Raw genomic sequence first — 19746 nt, 5'->3', positions numbered from 1 at the left:
AGGCAGGGCCGAAAGGGAGAGCTGAGATGACAGTCACAGAGGCGCGGCGGGACATCGTATTGTCCGTGCAAGGCTTGAAGAAGAACATCGGCCGCAAGCCGATCATTCGCAACGTGTCGTTCGACGTGTACGCGGGGGAAATCTTCGGATTCCTCGGTCCGAACGGCTCCGGCAAAACGACGACGATCCGAATGCTCGTCGACCTGGTCAAGCCGTCGGAAGGCAGGATTCTCATCTGCGGCGACGATATCGGCGATCATCCGGAGCGCGCGCTGTCCCATATCGGCTGCATCGTCGAGAATCCCGAGATGTACAGCTTCATGACGGGATGGGAGAATCTCGAGCATTTCGCCCGTATGCAGTCCGGCATTAGCCGCGAGAGAATCGCGGAAGTCGTCGACATCGTCGCGCTCGGCCAGCGCATTCACGACAAGGTCAAGACGTATTCGCTCGGCATGCGCCAGCGTCTCGGCATCGCGCAGGCGCTGCTGTGCAGGCCGAAGCTGCTCATCTTGGACGAACCGACGAACGGCCTTGACCCGAAGGGGATCAAGGAGCTTCGGGAATTCATCCGGATGCTGTCCGAGTCCGGCATGAGCCTGTTCATCTCGAGCCATCTGCTGAGCGAGATTCAGCTCATGTGCGACCGCGTCGCCATTATCGCGCACGGGGAAGTGATCGCCGTCGGAGAAGTCGACGCGCTCGTGTCGCAGGCGGGGACTTATACGGTATGGCAGGTAGACAAACCGGACGATACGAGGCAATTGTTCGGGACGGAATCGGACATTCGCATCGTACCGGACGACGAGCACCGGATCGACGAATCGCTGACGAGCGGGTGGCAAGACGCGATCGTCACCGTCGTCGAGGAGGAACGGGTGCCCATATTGGTAAGCAAGCTGGTCGCGGCGGGCATCGGCGTCAAGTCGGTGCAGCGCGTCGCTCCTTCGCTGGAGGAGTTATTCCTGAAGCTGACGGAAGGTGAGACGATTGGGTAACATGCTCGCGCTCGTGCAGAACGAAACGCTTAAGGTGTGGAAGAAAAAACGGTTCGCCGTCATCGTCCTCATCCTGCTTATTCTGATTCCCGTCTTCGTGTACGCGCAGATGAAGATCGCCCAGAACAGCGCGGACAAGTACAAGGAAGATTGGCGCGCCGAGCTGCAGAGCCGCATCTCCGACAATACGCGGGCGCTCTCCAGCGACCGGATCCCGGAGGAATGGAAGCAATGGCGCAAGGCTCTCGTCCAGCAGTTGCAATATTATCTCGACCATGACGTCAACCCGCAGACGCCGAACGCGGTAACGTTTACGAAAACTTTCTTGGATAACGCCGTTAATCTGTTCATTCCCCTTATGGTGCTCGCGATCGCGTCGGACCTCGTCTCTTCGGAGCGATCGACCGGAACGATCAAGATGCTGCTGACGCGGCCGGTAAGACGATGGCGCATCCTTCTATCGAAGCTAGTTACGTTGTCGCTCTACGTATCGCTCATTATCGTGACGACGATCGCGCTCTGCTATGCGATATCCGGGCTCGTGTTCGGGTATTCGGGCTGGGAGGCGCCGGTGTTCGTCGGATTCAAGGTGTACGGCTCGGCGGTTGACACGACCAATGTGCACGCCGTGACGCAAGGCGTCTACGTGCTCATGCAAGCGGGGCTCGTCTGGTTCTCCGCCATGATCGTGGCGATCATCGCGCTCATGGTGTCGGTGCTGGTTCGCAGCACGGCGGCAAGCTTCGTCACGATGATGGCGACGATCATCGCCGGCACGATCCTGTCCGCGATGGCGTCTTCGTGGACGAGCGCCAAATACTTGTTCAACGTCAACCTCGAGCTGAGCGCGTATTTGCGGGGCACGCCGCCCCCGATCGAGGGCATGACGCTCGGTTTTTCGCTGGCGGTGCTCGGCATTTGGGGAGCTGCCGCTCTCTTCGCGTCTTTCTTCGTCTTTACGAAGCAAGACGTAATGAATTAGAATAGGTACGGTAACGCGTCCGAATTGCGTTCGGGCGCTCTAGACTAGCAAGGGGGATCATCCTTGACCGATCAATTGGACCTGTTCGCGGCATCAAGCGCGGCGGGGGGCAGCGAATACGGCGCCGACGATATCCAGGTGCTCGAAGGCTTAACCGCCGTACGCAAAAGACCGGGCATGTATATCGGCAGCACGACGTCGTCCGGGTTGCATCATCTGCTATGGGAAATCGTCGACAACGCGGTGGACGAGCATCTCGGCAAGTTTTGCAACAAAATCGACGTCACCGTACATAAAGACAATTCCGTCACGGTGCAGGACAACGGCCGGGGCATTCCGACGGCGATGCACAAAACCGGCATCCCGACGCCGCAGGTCGTCTTCACGATGCTGCACGCCGGGGGCAAGTTCGGCGGAGGAGGATACAAGAAATCCGGCGGCTTGCACGGCGTCGGCGCATCCGTCACGAACGCGCTGTCGGAGTGGCTGGAAGTCGAAATCTATCGCGAAGGCAAAATCCATCGGATGCGCTTCGAGACGTGGGTCGACGGCAGCGGCAAAGAGCACGTCGGCGAGACGACTTCCGGTCTGCAGATCATCGGCAACACGAACCGTACCGGAACGAAGGTAACGTTCAAGCCGGACGTGAAGGTGTTCCACGGCCACATCAGCATGAACTACGATACGCTCTCGGAGCGGTTGCAGGAGATCGCCTTCCTGAACTCCGGCCTGAAGGTGAACCTGAAGGACGAGCGTTCGGGCAAGGAAGACACGTTCCATTACGACGGCGGGGCGCGCCAATTCGTCCAGTTCCTGAACGAAGAGAAGACGGTGCTGCACGACGTCATTCACTTCTACGCGGAGAAGGACGACATCGAGGTCGAGATCGCGCTGCAGTACAACGACGGCTACACGGAGACGATCGCTTCGTTCGTCAACTCGATTCCGACGCGCGGCGGCGGTACGCACGAGACCGGCTTCAAGACGGCATACACCCGCGTCATGAACGAATACGCGCGCAAGATCGGCCAGCTCAAGGAGAAGGACAAGAACCTGGAGGGCAACGATCTGCGCGAAGGGCTCATGGCCGTCATCAACATCAAGATGGCGGAGGTCGAATTCGTCGGCCAGACGAAAGACCAGCTCGGAAGCGCGTCCGCGCGCGGCGCCGTCGACGCGATCGTCGCGGAGAAGATGGCGGTGTTCCTCGAAGAGAACCCGCAAGTGGGCGGCTCGCTCATCCGCAAATCCGTCCAAGCTTCCAAAGCCCGCGAAGCGGCGCGCAAGGCGCGCGAGGAAATCCGCAGCGGCAAGAAGAAGAGCGAGAGCGCCAGCCTCGGCGGCAAGCTGTCCCCCGCGCAATCGAAGGACCATTCCCGCAACGAGCTGTTCATCGTCGAAGGCGATTCGGCCGGCGGCTCCGCGAAGCAGGGGCGCGACTCGAAGTTCCAGGCGATATTGCCGCTGAAGGGCAAGCCGATGAACCCCGAGAAGGCGAAGCTGCTCGACATTCTGAAGAACGACGAGTACAAGGCGATCATCGCCGCGATCGGCGCCGGCATCGGCTCCGAATTCGACGTCGAGGAATGCAACTACGCGAAGATCGTCATCATGACCGACGCGGACACGGACGGCGCGCACATCCAGGTGCTGCTGCTGACGTTCTTCTACCGGTACATGAAGCCGCTCATCGACGCCGGCAAAGTGTTCATCGCCCAGCCGCCGCTCTATAAGATCACCCGCAAGTCGGGCAAGCTGGAGACGATCCGCTACGCGTGGACGGACGAGCAGTTGAACAACTACCTGAAGGAGTTCGGCAAGAACGCCGAGCTGCAGCGCTATAAAGGTCTTGGCGAGATGAATCCCGACCAGCTATGGGATACGACGATGAATCCGGAAACGCGCACGTTCCTGCAAGTCCAGATCGAGGACGCCGCCAAGGCGGAACGCCGCGTCACGACGCTGATGGGAGACAAGGTCGATCCGAGAAAACGATGGATTATCGAAAATGTCGACTTTACGGAATACGAAGAATAGCGGTTTCGTTCGGCGTTAGTCGCACTACGGAGTTGAAATATCCGTTCCGCCGCCATTCTCGTCAAGTTGCTTGGATGTATGGTCAGAGGAAGCAACTTGACTCGAAAAGCGGCCGCTTCGCTCTCCACGGACATTTCACTCCTTCGCGCTTGCGCCTTAACCATCGCATTTTCAAATTCCGTGAAAGTTGAGGGGGAAGTTTTGTGAGCCTACTGGAGAACTTTTTGCCGGCGTTCCTGGAAGAGGTCGTAGGCGACCGCTTCGGACGCTATTCCAAATACATCATTCAAGACCGCGCCATTCCCGACGTTCGCGACGGCTTGAAGCCCGTGCAACGCCGTATCCTATACGCCATGTACGACTCGAGCAACACCCCGGACAAGCCTTACCGCAAGTCCGCGAAGACCGTCGGCGACGTCATGGGCAACTATCATCCGCACGGTGACTCGTCGATATATGAAGGCATGGTCCGGATGGCGCAGCCTTGGAAAATGGCGCACATGCTCGTCGACGGCCACGGCAACTGGGGCTCGATGGACGACGATCCGGCCGCGGCGATGCGGTATACCGAAGCTAGGCTGTCCTGGATCGCCATGGAGCTGCTGCGCGACATCGAGAAGCGCACCGTCCAGTTCAAGGACAACTTCGATAACACGACGAAGGAGCCGGTCGTGCTGCCGGCGCGTTACCCGAACTTGCTCGTCAACGGCGTCAGCGGCATCTCGTCCGGCTTCGCCACCGAAATTCCGACTCATAATCTGCGTGAAGTCATCGACGCTTGCATCGCCGTCATGAACAAGCCCGACATTACCGTTGCCGAGCTGATGACGATCGTTCGCGGACCCGATTTTCCGACGGGCGGTCTCATTATGGGCGAAGACGGCATCCGGGAAGCGTACGAAACCGGCAAAGGCCGCATTTACTTGCGTTCGAAGACGGCGATCGAGGACCTCCGCGGCGGCAAGCAACAGATCGTCGTCACGGAAATTCCGTACCAGGTCGTCAAGTCGAAGCTCGTAAACGCCATCGACAACCTCCGGATGGAGAAGAAGGTCGAGGGCATCGCGGAAGTTCGCGACGAGAGCGGCCGCAACGGTCTTCGCATCGTCGTCGAGCTGAAGAAGGAAGCCGACGCCGAAGGCATCCTGGCGTTCCTGCTTAAGAAGACCGATCTGCAGACGACGTACAACTTCAACATGGTCGCGATCGTCAACAAGGCGCCGCGGCAGCTCGGCATCAAGGCGATGCTCGACGCGTACATCGAGCACCAGAAGGAAGTCGTCACCCATCGTACCCAGTACGATCTGGAGAAGGCGGAAGATCGCGCCCACGTCCTCGAAGGTCTCGTCAAGGCGCTGAACATCCTCGATCAGGTCATCGAGACGATCAAGCGGTCCAAGAACAGACAGGACGCGCAGAACAACCTGGTCGCCGAATACGGCTTCACCGAACGCCAAGCCGACGCGATCTTGACGCTCCAGCTGTACCGGCTCACCAATCTCGAGATTACGCAGCTCGAGAAGGAGCACGCGGACACACTGAAGAAGATCGCGCAATTGCGCGCCATCTTGGATAGCCCGCGCAAGCTGCTCGGCGTCATTAAGGACGAGCTGACGGAAATTCGCGACAAGTTCGGCATCGATCGCAGGTCGCTCATCCAAGGAGAGGTCGAAGAGCTCAAGGTCAACCTCGAGGTGACGGTGCCGGCGGAAGACGTCATCGTGACGCTCAGCCGCGAAGGCTACGCGAAGCGCACGAGCCTGCTGTCGTTCACGCGCTCCGGCGGAGAGATGGACAGCGCGGGCGTGAAGGAAGGCGACGTCATTCGCTACAGCCTCGGCGTAAGCACACTCGATCCGTTGCTCATCTTCACGCAGAAGGGGCAATATTACCTGCTGCCGGTCCATCAGATTCCGGAGTTCAAGTGGAAGGATACCGGCACCGCGATCGTCAACTTGCTGCCGGGCTTGGCCAAGGACGACCGCATCGTCGGCGTCATTACCGCCAAACCGGCGGAATTGACCGCTTCGTCCTCGGATGGGGAAGGCGCGGGAGAGGCTTCCGGACCCGTGCTCGTCTTCGTGACGAGGCGAGGCCAAGTGAAGCGGACGCTGCTCACCGAATACGCGACGTCCCGCAATATGGCGATCGCCGCCTGCAAAGTATCGGACGGCGACGAGATCATCAGAGTATTCCGCTCCGACGCTCAGTCCGACTTGATGCTCATAACGGAGCAAGGGATGAGCATTCGGTTCGGCGAAGCGGAAGTGAGCCTGCAAGGCAAGGTTGCGGGCGGCGTGAGAGGCATCGTCCTGAAGGAGAACGACGGCGTCGCCGACGCGTTCCAGGTCGAAGGGGACGAAGGCGAAGTGCTCGTCGTCTCGGATCACGGCTACGCGAAGCGCTCGCTGCTGCTCGATTATCCGATCCAGGGACGGGGCGGCAAGGGCATCCAGACGTTCGAGTTCAAGGAAGGCAAGCGGGTGAAGCCGAACGGCACGAAGCTGATCGCCGGCTTCCTCGTCAAAGAAGCCGTCGGCTTGCTCGCGCTCTCCGCCGGCGGAACGTTGTCGGAGTTCTCCTCGGAAGGAACGCCGATCGACGATCGCAGAGGCCAAGGCAAGCAGATGACGGCGATCGAACGCGGAGATTCGCTGATCGATACGTTCAGGAAGCCGCTTCCGGTTCCGAAGTCGAACGATTAATCGTAAGGGCCGCTACCCGGCTCGGTTCGATCGATCCATTTCAATAGCAGGTCCAACACGACCCACAGCGGCACCGGCTCATTGAGCCGGTCGAGCCACTGCGGGTCTTCGATTAATCCGGCGTTTTGCGCCATCCTGCCGATCATTTTGATTTTTTCGTCCGCGGTAGCCATTGTGCATGCCCCCTAGCTTATCCTACGTCATTCACCATAATATCCTACTAGCATATGTCACGAATTGTCGCAGCGTTCGCGAACGTGAGGTACGGTGTCGGAAATAATTAATCGCGTTAAACTATCTTTCGACATGGCCCCTAAGTATAATAAAAGAGAAGGCATCGTTCGGGATGAAAGGGGCGTACCCATGGAAAATGCGGCGGAATTTGTGAAAAGCTGGTCGAAGCTCACGAAGGATTGGAATACGCAGATGGAAGAGGAGCTGGCCCCCGGACTGACGGTCGGCCAACTGGAAGTGCTGGAGCTGTTGCAAGCGTACGAGCCGATGAAGCCGTCCGAGCTGCTCCCGTACTTGGAGACGACGCCGGCCGCGATCACGACGCTGCTCGACCGAATGGAACGCAACGGATTGGTGGAGAGGAATCGGGACGAAGGAGACCGGCGCATCGTCTGGGTGACGATGACGGCGCTCGGCCGCTCCGAGGTCGAACGGGGAGTGAACGTGCGCAACGCGATCGTCGGGCGATCGCTCGACCGCGTGTCGAGCCACAACCGTCAGTTGCTCGTCTACTTGTTCGGCAAAGTCGCAGGAACGCGCGAATCGACTTCTCCGGCGGCCGCGAAGCCGCAAGCGGCGACGCCCTCGGAATCGTCGGGGAACGCGGCAGAGACGTCCGAGAACGGCGTTGAGTCGTCTGCGGTATAACGTGCGCGGTAGGTGACGCGTTATTAGGAACGAATAGAACAGGGCTGTCCCGCCGGGGGACAGCCCTTCTTGCATATCGCAGGTATAGGATCCGACTCTACTCGTCCACGTCGCGCGTCAGATGCTCGTTCATGCCCGCGAGCAGCCGTTCCATCTTCGCATAGTCTTGAGCGGTCAATCCCGGTACGTTCCGGGAAGCCAGCGCTTGCTCCATAGGGATAACGGTATAATGCCGAAGCTTGCCGACCGTCTTGATATGCACCCAAGTCGGCGTCGTCGTCGCTTGCCCGAGCTCGATCCGGGAGGATCCGTCCGGGTGCACGGTCTTCTTGACGCTTATGCCGAAGATAAGGCCGACGTCTTTCCAGTCGCCGGACTGATTGGAGACGAAGTTGCCCATCGAATAGACGACGACGCCTTCCCGCTCCGGATCGTCCCCGCTCCCGGAGGCGGAAACGTGAAACCGTTCGTACGGCTGAACGACGTGAGGATGAGAGCCGAGGACGATGTCGGCTCCGGCAGCGATCAGTTCTCTCGCGAGCTTCTTCTGATGCTCGCTCGGCATCCGCTGGTACTCTTGGCCGAAGTGCAGCGACACCGTGACCACGTCGGCACCTGCCTCGCGCAGCGATGCGATCCCTGCGCGTATCGCCGCGGAATCGATGAGGTTGACGGCGAACGGCTTGTCTTCGGGAACGGGAATGCCGTTCGTCCCGTACGTATACGCGAGGAAGCCCATGCGGATGCCATTGCGCTCTTCGATGACGAGCCGCTTCGCGTCGTTCGGATCGACGGCGGTTCCGACCGGCACGAGACCGGCTTTCCTGACATGGTCGAGCGTGCGAACGACGCCTGGAAAACCGCGGTCCATCGTATGGTTGTTCGCCGTCGATACGATCTGGAAGCCGGCGCGGACGAGCGTGTCGGCAAGCTCGGGCGGCGCGTTGAAGCGGGGGTATCCCGAATACTTCAACGCTTGGCCGGCCAGCGGCGTCTCGATGTTGCCGAACACCCAATCGCCCGCTTGCAGAATCGGTTTCACTTGCTCGAACCAAGGATCGAACGTATACCGGTTGCTCGCTCTATCGTAATAAGCGGGCAGCTGAGGAGAGTGAACCATGATGTCTCCGACCGCGACGAGCGTCGATTCATGCACCCGAGGCGCTTCCTGGGTCGGGGTGGCCTCGGGAGATGAAGCGGTTGCCGTCTCCGTCGCCCGGGGATCGGCCGGCGATGCGGACTGCCCGGGCGACGGCAAGGCGTTCGGCTTGCCGTCCGAGCATGCGCCGAGCGGCAGCGCGATCAGCGCGATGCCTAAGACCCATGCGTTCATGCGGAAGATGTTCACGACTCACGCTCCAACGGACGACTTAGCGAAGACGCGCGGATTATTCGCTCTCCCAACGGCCGTAAATGCCGCAAGGCAGCGTCAGCCCGCTGCGCGTAATCGGCAACCCGATCTCGCCGCAATCGAGCTTGCCGCCGAATTTGCGGCCGATGGACATATGCAGCAAGTTGCGCAGAACGGTCGGGGACAATCCGGTCGTATACGAGTTGACCAGAATGAACAACGGGCGATCCGACAAGATCGATAGGCACGATTCCAGGAACGGGAACAGGTTCTCTTCCAGCTTCCACATTTCCCCGTTCGGACCGCGGCCGTAAGAAGGCGGATCCATGATGATCGCCTCGTACTGGCGGCCGCGTCTTTCCTCGCGCTGCACGAACTTGAAGACGTCGTCCGTAATATAACGGATCGGCGCGTCGGCGAGGCCGGACAGCTGCGCGTTCTCCTTCGCCCATTGAACCATGCCTTTGGCGGCGTCCACGTGGCAGACGTCCGCGCCCGCCGAAGCCGCGGCGACGGTGGCGCCGCCGGTATACGCGAACAGATTGAGCACCCGGATCGGGCGTCCCGCGCCCCGAATCTTGTCCATCATCCAGCTCCAGTTCACCGCTTGCTCGGGGAACAGGCCGGTATGCTTGAAGCTCGTCGGCTTAATATGGAATTTGAGCGGGCCGTACGAAATGCTCCAGCGCTCGGGCAGCGTCTTGCGGAACGTCCATTGGCCGCCGCCGCTGTTGCTGCGGTGGTAGTGGCCGTCGGCTTTGCGCCAAGCATCGTTCTCGGAGACGAGCGGCCAAATGATCTGAGGATCGGGGCGCCGCAGCACGACGTCTCCCCAGCGCTCCAGCTTCTCGCCGTTTCCGGTATCCAGTAGTTCGTAATCTTGCCAATCCCGTGCCATCTGCATCTTGTGTATACTTCCTTTGCGTTGATCGTCTGATCGAATGGTGTGGCTAACTTAATAAATCTTCTACATCTCGGCGCTCTAGCCGATTACGCGTGTTCGGCGCAGGCAGGATCGTCTTCGCTCGGCGCGTCCGGAGCGAACCGGTAGCCGAATCCGCGGACCGTCCGGATCCAGCGCGGCCGGGCGGGGTCGAGCTCCAGCTTCTTTCTAAGATTGCTGACGTGCACCATGAGCGTCCGCGTATCGCCCATGCTCTCGGAATGCCATACGCGGCGGTACAGCTCCTCGAGCGGGAATACCCGGTTCGGTTCGCGGGCCAGGACGGACAGCAGCTCGAATTCCTTGACGGATAAGTTCAAGCGTTCGCCGCCGAGCCGAACCTCCAGGCTTCGGTAATCGATCTCCAATTCGCCGAACAGCAGCGTCGGCGCCGGTTCTTCCGCGGTTCGCTCGCGGGTGCGGCGCCTGCGCAAGTGCGCTTGGATTCTGGCGACGAGCTGGCTTGGGCTGAACGGCTTCGTGATATAGTCGTCTCCGCCCTCGGATAGGCCCCGGATAATGTCGTTATCTTCGCCTTTGCAGCTAAGGAACACGATCGGCACGTCGGCGCAGGCGCTCCGGCGCAGTTGCCGGCATACTTCGATGCCGTCCGTAAGCCCGAGATTCACGTCGAGAATAATAAGATCCGGCATCAGCGTCCCCGCGATCCGTAGCGCGTCTTCTCCGTTATGGGCTATATGCACGCCGAAGCCTTCTCTTTGCAAGTATAGAGAAATGAGTTCGGTAATCTCCCGTTCGTCATCCACGACGAGAATGTTGGCCGCAGACTCCTTCAATCGCGATTCCCCCGTATCTTTGCGCCTGACTATCACGCTTATTATAACGAAAGCGTTGACGTGTAAGCAATCCACCGTTACAATGACGTTCGAATAGAACGCTGGGACGGATTGGATATCTAGGGATATCGAGGGAGCGTGCGGACGTGAAGGAACGAAGCGGCGGGACGAGATTGACGAAGCTAAGCCTGCGGGCGGCCATTTGGCTGGCGCTCGTCTTCGTCGTCACCGGCTGCGCGGCGATCGAGGGCAAGAGCGGCGGCCAAGAACCTGCCCCGGCAGCGGCGAACGGCGTCATCGACTTGTCGGAGCGGGATTGGGAACGGGAAGGCGTCGTGCCGTTGAACGGCCAATGGCGTTTCGCTTGGCTGGACGACCTCGGACAAGGCGCTTCCGAGAGCGGCGAGACGACGATCAAGGTGCCGGGGACGTGGGGAACGATGCCGACCGGCGACGGGCGGAAGCTGTCGGATCAAGGCCATGCGGTCTATCGGCTTACGGTCAAGCACATGCCGAGGGACGCTCAGATGGCGATTCGGGTTCCGAATATCTCGACCGCATATCGCTTGTACGTCGACGGGAAGCTAACGGCCGCCCGCGGCGTCGCCGGATCGGACGAGGCGGGCACGACGCCGTTCCAAGCGCCCGCGACCGTCTACTTCGACGCGTCGAAGGCGAATACCGAACTCGAGCTGTACGTATCCAATTACGATCATCGCAGGGGCGGCATTCGCACCGAGCTCGTCATCGGTCTCGAAGACCAGATCAAGAGCTTGAACTATCGCCACGAAGCGCAGGAATTGATCGTATTCGGCTGCTTGATCATGATCGGCTTCTATCACTTCGGACTGTACGTCCTGCGAAGGCAGGAAATCGCGAACTTGCTGTTCACGCTATTGTGCCTTTTCGTCGCCCTTCGGATGGGGATGATCGGGGAAGGCTTTCTCGTGCAATGGATGCCGGGGTATACGTGGACGTTGTCGCTGCGCACCGAATATATCGCTTTGGTGCTTAGCGGGTGGGCCGGGTTCGGTTATTTCCGGAGAATGTATCCGGAGGAAATCCGACGATCCTGGTTCGTCGCCGCCGGTTGGGGCGCAGCGGCGCTCGTGCTGTTCACGGCCGTCCTGCCGCCGATCTTCTTCACCTCTTGTCTGATCGTCTATCAGGCGTATATTCTGCTATGCGGCGTCGTTACGCTTGTCGCCTTGATCGCATCCGGCGTTCGCCGGCGAGAAGGGGCGAAGCTGGCTCTTGTAGGGTTCGCCGGATTTTTCGGAACGATCGTCAACGACATGCTGTTCTATAACGGCTGGTGGCGCACGATCGATCTCGTGTCGTTCGGCTTGCTGTTCCTGATCGTCATGAATTCCTTCATTATCTCGCATCGGTTCTCGCAGACGTACGGACGCGTCGAGACGATGTCCGCCGAGCTGATCGATTGGAACAATTCCCTCGAGCGCAAGATCGCCGAGAGAACGGAAGAGTTGCAGCGGTCCTACGCTGAAGTGGAGCGGGCGAAGTCGGAGCTCGAACGGATGGAGCTCGCCCGAAGGCAGCTCGTCAGCAACATTTCGCACGATTTGCGAACGCCGATTACGTTGCTGCAAGGCTACCTTGAAGCGCTGCGAGACCGGGTCATTACGGACGAAAGCCAACGGGACGCGACGATCCGTCTCATGCTGACGAAGGTCGAAGGCTTGGACGCGCTCATTCAGGACTTGTTCGAGATATCCGTGCTCGAGGCGCGGAAAGTCGAGCTGCTCGTCGATCGGTTGGCGCTCTCGGATTGGCGGGAGACGTTGCTGGAGCAATACGGACTTGAGCTCGAACAGCGGGGGATCGGATTCGATTGCAGACTGGAGCAGGAGGGGATCGACTCGTTAACCGTGTCGATCGATATTCAGAGAATGAACCGGGTGTTCGCCAATCTGATCTACAACGCCGTCCGTTATACGCCGGAAGGCGGCGGCATCGAGATCTCGATCTCAGCCGATCGGCCCGGGGGGTACGCGTCGCTCGTCGTCGCGGACTGCGGTCCGGGGCTGGATGACGAAGATATTCCGCATCTCTTCAACCGGTTCTATAGGAACGACAAATCCCGACATTCGCAGTCGGGAGGCAGCGGTCTTGGCCTAGCGATCGTCAAAGAGATCGTCGAGCTGCACGGCGGCGCGATCCGTGCCTATAACGGCCCGGGCGGAGGAGGCAGGTTCGAGATCCGGCTTCCTCTGGCGAGCGGCGAAACCAGACATGCGGCGGGTTAAGCTCTCCGCCTCGCGTCAGCCGCTCTCTCCGGTTCGCCTGTCATGATGGATCATGTCCTTCAGCAGATGAATCGACTGCTCCCGTTGCTCGCGGCTCATATGCTGAAGCAACGCGAGCACCTCGCGCGTATCGGCCGAATCGGACAACTCGGATTTGGATTTGGCAATCGTACCGCCTATAATATAATCCAAGGAAACGTCGAAATAAGCGGCGAGTTTAATGAGCGTGTCGTATACGGGCTGCCGATTATTGATTTCGTAATGGCTGTATGCAGAGCGCGTAATGCCGATATAGCGCGCGACTTCTTCCTGAGATATTTTCTTGTGGAGCCGCAACGCCCTCAACCGTTCTCCCATCGTCATCGTTAATAACCCCTTGAACCTAAGCTACTTGAGAATCTACATTAAATTTATGATACGTTTTGTATCGTGTCAAGGGGTTTGCAAGCGTTTTCTGCAACAGAATGCAAATAATTATAAGATTGTAATCATTTTCGCTCGCGGATTCGCCCTTTTATTCCGATATGTTGGGTAATCGGGTTCATAGGAACGCCACCTATAGTTACATATTGTATCATCAAAAAGGAGATGCGATGCATGAAAGTGCAAGTGATCGAAGCGACGATGAAACACAGCGAGGACAAGGGCTACCTCGGCCACGTCCAATTCGCGGTTGAAGGCCATAAACAGCCGTACGAAATTACGCTGCAAAGCGATAACGGCAAGTACGATTGGAATTACGCGCTTAACTTCAGCAACGAGCCGGGAAGCGAAGAGGAAATATCTGCGGTAGACGAGCTGTTGGAACAAGACGACGACTTGTTCGACATGTTCGTGGACGTCGCGAAGGAAGCGTTGGACAAGTAAACTAGCAAGGACGCCTGCGCCGCGATAGCTAAAAAAGGCGATAGCCATCGAACAACCCCCTTGCCGGCTGCATACGTATGTAGCACCGCTAAGGAGGTTGTATCTATGACGAGCGATCGCGCATCGCCGCTATTATCCGTTCTGCAGAGCCAACTGCCGCCGAGATTCGGAGATAAATTCATCGCGGGCGCTTTCACCTACGGAACGCCGACCATCCGGTCCTGGGGCGAGAACGCCGTGCTTCGCATCGGCAAATTTTGCTCCATCGCGCAGAACGTAACCGTGTTCCTCGGAGGAGAGCATCGCCCCGACTGGGTCACGACGTACCCGTTCAACGCGCTCGTCCCCGCCTTGTCGTATATTCCGGGCCATCCCCGGACGAAAGGCGACGTCGTCATCGGCAACGACGTCTGGCTGGGCGACGGGGCGACGATCCTGTCCGGCGTCCGAATCGGCGACGGCGCCGTCATCGGCGCCAGGGCGATGGTGACCAAAGACGTCCCGCCGTACGGCATCGTCGGCGGCAACCCCGCGCGATTGTTGCGCTATCGATTCGATCCGGACATCGTCGCGCGGCTGCTCGAGCTTCGTTGGTGGGATTGGGAGCTGGCCGATATCGAAGTCGCGGTTCCCTTGTTGCTTAACGACGATCTGGACGTGTTCCTCCGATATTCAGAGAGCCTGTGAAGGGGTTGTCCCAAAGGACGGGCTCATAGTAAGCAAACGGTTCACATCATGTCTAGATGAACGCAAACAGGCTATACAAGGGCTTACCCTTGAATAGCCTGTTTGCGTAAAGAAATGAAGATCCGTCCTTTAGTCATCTCATGCGATGACTAAGGGACAGCTCCTTTAACGCGCTACGTAATCGATTTCCAGGAAGCGCTCGACTTCGGTTTCCCAACGCTCGGTCACGAAGGCGACGTGGGCGGGATGGCCGTTGTAGGCTTCATAGTCGGCTTGGTCGTTGAATACCATGGAGAATCCGAAGCGATAGTCGTTCTTCGGACTCGTCTGCCGGAACACCCGGAAGTCGTTCACGGTCGGGATGGCGGTCAGAATGCGTCTTCCGTCTTCGAGGAAGCGATGCTCCGCTTCGGAGTCGTGCGGGTGCTTCAAGCTGAATATGACGGAGTGAATGATGCCGCCGTTCAACGGATGTGTCATCGTAATTCTCCTTCGCGTGTAATCGTATCGTACATACTCGTATTGTAGAAAGGGGGAGAACGAATGTCCAGTCCCCGTTCGGCGCTCTCGGAACCGAAAGCGCATTCTGCGCGGCTGCCGGTCATGATCAGCATCGTGCTCGCGATGCTGGTCGCGTCGATGGACGCGACGATCGCGAATACGACGATGGGCGTCATCGCCGGGGAGCTCGGCGGAATGCAGCTGTACGCGTGGAGCTTCGCCTCCTATATGGTCATGTCCACCGTCGTCGCTCCCATAGCCGGCCGCATCTCGGATCTGTTCGGACGGAAGAACATATTCGCGGCGGGCTTGCTGTTGTTCCTGGCCGGTTCGATTCTGTGCGGACTGTCGGAGACAATGCTGCAACTCGTGCTGTTCCGCGCACTGCAAGGCGTCGGAGCCGGTATCATGATGCCGTTCCCGGCGATTATCGCGGGAGATCTGTTCCCGATCGAGAAGCGGGGCAAGATTCAAGCGTTGTTCTCGGCGATGTGGGGACTCTCGGCGGTACTCGCCCCGATGTTGGGGGCGTTCTTCGTGGAATACGCAAGCTGGCGCTGGATCTTCTACATCAACATCCCGATCTGCCTCGTATCCGTCGTCTTGCTCGGATTCTACAAGGAAGCCTACGTGCCGCGCAAGTCGAAGATCGATTACTTCGGGTCGCTCCTGTTAAGCGTAGGGGTCAGCTTGCTGCTGCTCACGACGACCGTGGAGCAATACGTCTTCGCTTACGCGCTCGGCGGCCTCGCGGCGCTCGTCGCCTTCGCCGTCTATGAACGCGGACACGAGTCCCCGATCATTCCGCTCTCGCTGCTGCGCAACTGTCCGATCACGTGGATGAACGCGAACGGCTTCATCGCTTGGGTCGCGTTGTTCGGAACCTCGAGCTTCGTGCCGCTGTTCCTTCAGGAGGAAGGCTACTCGATCTTCATGAGCGGCGTCGCGCTGCTGGGCATGTCGGTCGGTTGGATGGCGGTCGCCGTTCCCGCGGGCAAGTGGATCCTGCGCTGGGGCTATGCCAGGTTAATCGTTATCGGCAACGCGATTCTCGTCGCGTCCGGCGCGATGCTGCTGCTGATGAAGCACGGCAACGGCTTCTGGTACGCGTTCGTCGCCTTGGCCGTGCAAGGGCTCGCCTACGGCTTGCTGTCGACCGTCGGCACGATCGGCTCCCAGCAGTTGGTCGAGCCGAACCAGAAGGGCGTATCGACGTCGCTGTCGTTGTTCTCCCGCAATATCGGCACCGCGATCGGCGTTACGGTCATGGGCGCGCTGCTGAGCGGCGCTTCCGATTTCTTCGCCGGCATCGAGCGGTTGTTCCTGTTCGGCTTCGCCATGTCGATCGTGGCCTTCTTGTCGTCGTTCATGATTCGGCGCGCGTGATCCGCCTCCGGTATTGACCGGGCGTGCACCCGTACCGCTGGCGGAAGACGACGTTGAAGTAGCTTAAGTTGTTGAAGCCGGCGTCCATTGCGATGTCCATGATCAGGTCGTCGGATTGACGTAGCCGGTCTGCAGCCCGCTGCGCGCGATAGCCGTTCATGTATTCGATCGGGCTCTTCGCCGTGATTCTCTTGAAGTACCGGCAGAAGTACGATTCGCTCATTCCCGCGATGCCGGCCAGCCGCGACAGCGTGATCGGCTCGGCATACCGCTGCTCGATGTGCGCGATGACCGGCTTGAGCCGCTCGATCCGCAAGCCGTCGTTCTCCTTGCGCGCGTGCTTCGGCTCGCTGAGGCGGAGAAGAGACGCGACGCACGCGAACAATAAGCCCTTGATCTCCAATTCCGAAGCCGTCCGCTTATCGCGGTCGGCTTCTACCAGTTGGGCGAGCCGGTCGAGCAAGCCGTCCGAATCCGGGGCGCCTCTCGCGATGCGAACGGGAATGTCGAATGTATCGCGAACGATCGGCGCAATATAGTGGTCGAACAAGCGATCGACAGTTCCGTTGCCGAACAGGCCGGCATGGAAGACGACCGCCGCGAACGAGCACGGCTCGTCGCCGACGACCGTTCCGGAGTGCAACTGTCCGGAGTTGACGAATATCGCTTCCCCGGCGCTAAGCTCGTAGTCTTGCGCGTCTACCCGGAAGACGGCGCGGCCTTCGGTCACGAGCAGCAGCTCGAGCTCGTCGTGCCAATGCAGGTCGAGCAGCGGAGCGTCCGGCGCGCAAGTAATCTCGTACAAGCTTACGGGGTAGATCGGAGTGCCGTGTTTGCGCGCTTCCTTCAGCAGCCGTTTGTTCATGACTCGTTGCTTCACCTCGCCGATGCATGCTATTGAAGTCAAAATCACGTTAGTATTGGGCAATATTCAGGCAGATTTTATCGATTATAGACAATATCATTATAGCATACAGGCCTTAGGCTTCGAGGGAGGAAAACGATAGTGAAATTTACAGACGGTTATTGGCAGACGCGCGAAGGCGTCGAGATTCAGTACCCGGTCGACGTCCGGGAAGTCCGCGAGCAAGGCAACGCCCTTACGGCGTTCGCCGCGACGAAGCCGATCCAGATCAAAGGCGATACGTTGAACGGAACGCTGCTGACGGTCGAGCTGAGCTCGCCGATGCCGGACGTCGTCCGCGTGCGCTGGATTCATCATGCGGGCAAGAAGCAGCACGGTCCCGCATTCGAGATTCACGCGGACCTCGACGCGAGCGCCGTCATCGAACAGAACGAGCACCAGGCGACGCTTCGGACCGGCGGTTTGACCGCGACGATCCGCAAGTCGCCGTCTTGGGGACTTACGTTCGCGCAGAACGGGCGGAAGCTGACGGGAACCGCGCATAAAGCGGCGGCGTACGTCAAGGACGTCGACGGAACGGCGTATTTCCGCGAGATGCTCGATTTGGGCGTCGGCGAACAAATCTACGGTCTCGGAGAGCGGTTCACGCCGTTCGTGAAAAACGGACAAGTCGTCGATACGTGGAACGAGGACGGCGGGACGAGCAGCGAGCAAGCGTACAAAAACGTGCCGTTCTACTTGTCCAGCGCCGGGTACGGCGTGTTCGTGAACCATCCGGAGAAGGTGTCGTTCGAGATCGCCTCCGAGGTCGTCTCCAAGGTCGGGTTCAGCGTGCCGGGCGAGACGCTCGAATATTTCGTCGTCGGCGGCGATACGCTGAAGGACGTGCTCGGCAATTATACGAAGCTGACCGGCAAGCCTGCGTTGCCGCCGGCCTGGTCGTTCGGCTTATGGCTGACGACGTCGTTCACGACCGACTACGACGAAGCGACCGTGAACAGCTTCATCGAAGGAATGGCGGAGCGCCGCATTCCGCTTCACGTGTTTCACTTCGACTGTTTCTGGATGAAAGAATACGAGTGGTGCAACTTCGAGTGGGATCAAGACATGTTCCCGGACCCGGAAGGCATGCTGCGCCGATTGAAGGAGAGAGGCCTCCGCATCTGCGTCTGGATTAATTCGTACATCGCCCAGAAGTCCGCGCTGTTCCAAGAAGGCATGGACAACGGCTATCTGGTGAAGACGAAGGACGGCAGCGTCTGGCAATGGGACAAGTGGCAGGCGGGCATGGGGCTCGTCGACTTCACGAACCCGGAAGCGGTCGCCTGGTTCCAAGGCCATCTGAAGCGGCTCATGGATATGGGCGTCGATTGCTTCAAGACGGACTTCGGCGAGCGCATACCGACCGACGTCGTCTACCATGACGGCTCCGATCCGATGAAGATGCACAATTACTACACCCAGTTGTATAATAAAGCCGTATTCGAGGTGCTGGAGCAGCACCGGGGCAAGAACGAAGCGATGCTGTTCGCCAGATCCGCGACCGCGGGCGGCCAGATGTTCCCGGTCCATTGGGGCGGCGATTGCTCGGCGAACTACGATTCGATGGCCGAATCGCTGCGCGGCGGATTGTCGCTAGGCTTGTCCGGCTTCGGCTTCTGGAGCCACGACATCAGCGGCTTCGAGCGGACGGCGCCGCCGGACATCTACAAGCGCTGGGTCGCGTTCGGCATGCTGAGCTCGCATAGCCGGCTGCACGGCAACGAATCGTACCGGGTGCCTTGGCTGTTCGACGAGGAGTCGGTGGACGTGCTTCGGTATTTCACGGAGCTGAAAAGCCGCCTGATGCCGTACTTGTTCGCCCACGCGGTCGAAGCGACGGAGCAAGGCTTGCCGATGATGCGCGCGATGGTGCTCGAATTCCCGGAAGATCCGACGACTCACTACCTGGACAGACAGTACATGCTCGGCGAACGGTTGCTCGTCGCCCCGATCTTCAACACCGAAGGAACGGTCAAGTATTACGTGCCGGAAGGCAATTGGACGAGCTTGCTAGACGGCAAAACGGTCGTCGGCGGCAGATGGGTGGAAGAGACGCACGGTTACGGCTCCATTCCGCTGCTCGTCCGTCCGAATTCGCTGATCGCGATCGGCAGCGACGATCAGCGTCCGGACTACGATTACGAGGACGGCGTGACGCTGCATCTGTTCGGGCTCGAAGACGGCAAGTCGGCGACGGCGACGATTCACGATCTGAACGGCGTACCGCAAGCGAAGGCCGTCGCGACGCGCGCGGGCGATACGATCGAGTTAACGGTGGAAGGCAACGGCAAGCCATGGCAAACCGTGCTGCGCGGCATTGCCGGCGTAGAGTCGGCGGAAGGCGCGAAGACGCAAAGCGACCCGGAAGGCGTGAGGCTGGTGCCGCACGGCGTATCCGGGCCGGGGAAAGCAACGAAGATTACGGTCGTGCTCTAA

General features: G+C 59.4%; 17 protein-coding genes. 10 read left to right on the top strand and 7 right to left on the bottom strand.

Translation table 11 applies throughout. From position 1 onward, the window contains the following. Window positions 1-26 precede the first annotated feature (26 nt). From ACFQZG_RS02545 to gyrA, 4 genes are all read left to right on the top strand, one after another. Window positions 27-998 carry an ABC transporter ATP-binding protein gene (locus ACFQZG_RS02545; protein ID WP_378149707.1) on the top strand — a complete coding sequence of 324 codons (972 nt, stop codon included), beginning with the start codon at window positions 27-29 and terminating at the stop codon, window positions 996-998. Next, complete coding sequence (locus tag ACFQZG_RS02540) at window positions 991-1980, top strand: ABC transporter permease (RefSeq protein WP_378149705.1); 990 nt, start codon at window positions 991-993, stop codon at window positions 1978-1980. The genes ACFQZG_RS02545 and ACFQZG_RS02540 overlap by 8 nt, the downstream gene beginning before the upstream one ends. Before the next feature lie 63 nt (window positions 1981-2043). Continuing rightward, window positions 2044-4017: a DNA topoisomerase IV subunit B gene (parE, locus tag ACFQZG_RS02535; protein WP_378149704.1), complete on the top strand. Its 1974-nt coding sequence runs from the start codon at window positions 2044-2046 to the stop codon at window positions 4015-4017. 203 nt (window positions 4018-4220) lie between these two features. Beyond that, window positions 4221-6722 (top strand): DNA gyrase subunit A, encoded by a 2502-nt coding sequence (gyrA, locus tag ACFQZG_RS02530; RefSeq protein ID WP_378149703.1) that lies wholly within the window; start codon window positions 4221-4223, stop codon window positions 6720-6722. Here the strand turns inward: gyrA and ACFQZG_RS02525 are convergent. Next, on the bottom strand, window positions 6719-6895 hold the full coding sequence (locus tag ACFQZG_RS02525) for a hypothetical protein (RefSeq protein ID WP_378149702.1): 177 nt from the start codon (window positions 6893-6895) through the stop codon (window positions 6719-6721). The genes gyrA and ACFQZG_RS02525 overlap by 4 nt on opposite strands. Before the next feature lie 190 nt (window positions 6896-7085). Here ACFQZG_RS02525 and ACFQZG_RS02520 point away from each other — a divergent pair, with 190 nt between their 5' ends. After that, window positions 7086-7604, top strand: a complete 519-nt coding sequence (locus tag ACFQZG_RS02520) for a MarR family winged helix-turn-helix transcriptional regulator (RefSeq protein ID WP_378149700.1) — start codon at window positions 7086-7088, stop codon at window positions 7602-7604. A 97-nt stretch (window positions 7605-7701) separates the two neighbouring features. On the opposite strand, the gene ACFQZG_RS02515 is transcribed toward ACFQZG_RS02520, so the two are convergent. The 3 genes from ACFQZG_RS02515 to ACFQZG_RS02505 form a co-directional block, all read right to left on the bottom strand. Then, window positions 7702-8952 (bottom strand): CapA family protein, encoded by a 1251-nt coding sequence (locus tag ACFQZG_RS02515; RefSeq protein ID WP_378149698.1) that lies wholly within the window; start codon window positions 8950-8952, stop codon window positions 7702-7704. 40 nt (window positions 8953-8992) lie between these two features. Further along, the gene (locus ACFQZG_RS02510; protein ID WP_378149697.1) at window positions 8993-9859 is read right to left on the bottom strand and encodes a class I SAM-dependent methyltransferase; all 867 of its coding nucleotides are present in this window, start codon (window positions 9857-9859) and stop codon (window positions 8993-8995) included. 86 nt (window positions 9860-9945) lie between these two features. Further along, a complete protein-coding gene (locus ACFQZG_RS02505; protein ID WP_378149695.1) occupies window positions 9946-10695 on the bottom strand; it encodes a response regulator in 750 nt (249 codons plus the stop codon). 146 nt (window positions 10696-10841) lie between these two features. On the opposite strand from ACFQZG_RS02505, the gene ACFQZG_RS02500 reads away from it, so the two are divergent. Next, window positions 10842-12962, top strand: coding sequence for an ATP-binding protein (locus tag ACFQZG_RS02500; protein WP_378149693.1), 2121 nt, complete (start codon window positions 10842-10844; stop codon window positions 12960-12962). Window positions 12963-12977: 15 nt separating this feature from the next. On the opposite strand, the gene ACFQZG_RS02495 is transcribed toward ACFQZG_RS02500, so the two are convergent. After that, complete coding sequence (locus ACFQZG_RS02495; RefSeq protein ID WP_378149692.1) at window positions 12978-13325, bottom strand: helix-turn-helix domain-containing protein; 348 nt, start codon at window positions 13323-13325, stop codon at window positions 12978-12980. Between the two features lie 234 nt (window positions 13326-13559). Between ACFQZG_RS02495 and ACFQZG_RS02490 the strand changes: the two genes are divergently transcribed. Further along, window positions 13560-13829 carry a hypothetical protein gene (locus ACFQZG_RS02490; RefSeq protein ID WP_378149690.1) on the top strand — a complete coding sequence of 90 codons (270 nt, stop codon included), beginning with the start codon at window positions 13560-13562 and terminating at the stop codon, window positions 13827-13829. 105 nt (window positions 13830-13934) lie between these two features. Beyond that, complete coding sequence (locus ACFQZG_RS02485; RefSeq protein WP_378149689.1) at window positions 13935-14516, top strand: CatB-related O-acetyltransferase; 582 nt, start codon at window positions 13935-13937, stop codon at window positions 14514-14516. Between the two features lie 165 nt (window positions 14517-14681). On the opposite strand, the gene ACFQZG_RS02480 is transcribed toward ACFQZG_RS02485, so the two are convergent. Then, window positions 14682-14996, bottom strand: coding sequence for a Dabb family protein (locus ACFQZG_RS02480; RefSeq protein ID WP_378149687.1), 315 nt, complete (start codon window positions 14994-14996; stop codon window positions 14682-14684). Window positions 14997-15059: 63 nt separating this feature from the next. Here ACFQZG_RS02480 and ACFQZG_RS02475 point away from each other — a divergent pair, with 63 nt between their 5' ends. Then, the gene (locus ACFQZG_RS02475; RefSeq protein ID WP_378149685.1) at window positions 15060-16403 is read left to right on the top strand and encodes an MFS transporter; all 1344 of its coding nucleotides are present in this window, start codon (window positions 15060-15062) and stop codon (window positions 16401-16403) included. Here the strand turns inward: ACFQZG_RS02475 and ACFQZG_RS02470 are convergent. Next, complete coding sequence (locus ACFQZG_RS02470; protein WP_378149683.1) at window positions 16384-17268, bottom strand: helix-turn-helix transcriptional regulator; 885 nt, start codon at window positions 17266-17268, stop codon at window positions 16384-16386. The two genes, ACFQZG_RS02475 and ACFQZG_RS02470, sit on opposite strands and share 20 nt — an antisense overlap. Window positions 17269-17409: 141 nt before the next feature. Here ACFQZG_RS02470 and yicI point away from each other — a divergent pair, with 141 nt between their 5' ends. Continuing rightward, window positions 17410-19746: an alpha-xylosidase gene (yicI, locus tag ACFQZG_RS02465; RefSeq protein WP_378149681.1), complete on the top strand. Its 2337-nt coding sequence runs from the start codon at window positions 17410-17412 to the stop codon at window positions 19744-19746.

Source organism: Cohnella sp. GCM10027633 (assembly GCF_042675445.1).
GTDB lineage: Bacteria > Bacillota > Bacilli > Paenibacillales > Paenibacillaceae > Cohnella.
This window is presented reverse-complemented; position numbering and strand designations above follow the sequence as displayed.

What these genes read in the sequence shown, in the direction of transcription:
- ACFQZG_RS02470 (WP_378149683.1), bottom strand. Translation starts at nt 17,268, where the DNA reads ATGAACAAACGGCTGCTGAAGGAAGCGCGCAAACACGGCACTCCGATC.
- ACFQZG_RS02545 (WP_378149707.1), top strand. Translation starts at nt 27, where the DNA reads ATGACAGTCACAGAGGCGCGGCGGGACATCGTATTGTCCGTGCAAGGC.
- ACFQZG_RS02490 (WP_378149690.1), top strand. Translation starts at nt 13,560, where the DNA reads ATGAAAGTGCAAGTGATCGAAGCGACGATGAAACACAGCGAGGACAAG.
- ACFQZG_RS02495 (WP_378149692.1), bottom strand. Translation starts at nt 13,325, where the DNA reads ATGACGATGGGAGAACGGTTGAGGGCGTTGCGGCTCCACAAGAAAATA.
- ACFQZG_RS02525 (WP_378149702.1), bottom strand. Translation starts at nt 6,895, where the DNA reads ATGGCTACCGCGGACGAAAAAATCAAAATGATCGGCAGGATGGCGCAA.
- ACFQZG_RS02485 (WP_378149689.1), top strand. Translation starts at nt 13,935, where the DNA reads ATGACGAGCGATCGCGCATCGCCGCTATTATCCGTTCTGCAGAGCCAA.
- ACFQZG_RS02480 (WP_378149687.1), bottom strand. Translation starts at nt 14,996, where the DNA reads ATGACACATCCGTTGAACGGCGGCATCATTCACTCCGTCATATTCAGC.
- ACFQZG_RS02520 (WP_378149700.1), top strand. Translation starts at nt 7,086, where the DNA reads ATGGAAAATGCGGCGGAATTTGTGAAAAGCTGGTCGAAGCTCACGAAG.
- ACFQZG_RS02475 (WP_378149685.1), top strand. Translation starts at nt 15,060, where the DNA reads ATGTCCAGTCCCCGTTCGGCGCTCTCGGAACCGAAAGCGCATTCTGCG.
- ACFQZG_RS02510 (WP_378149697.1), bottom strand. Translation starts at nt 9,859, where the DNA reads ATGCAGATGGCACGGGATTGGCAAGATTACGAACTACTGGATACCGGA.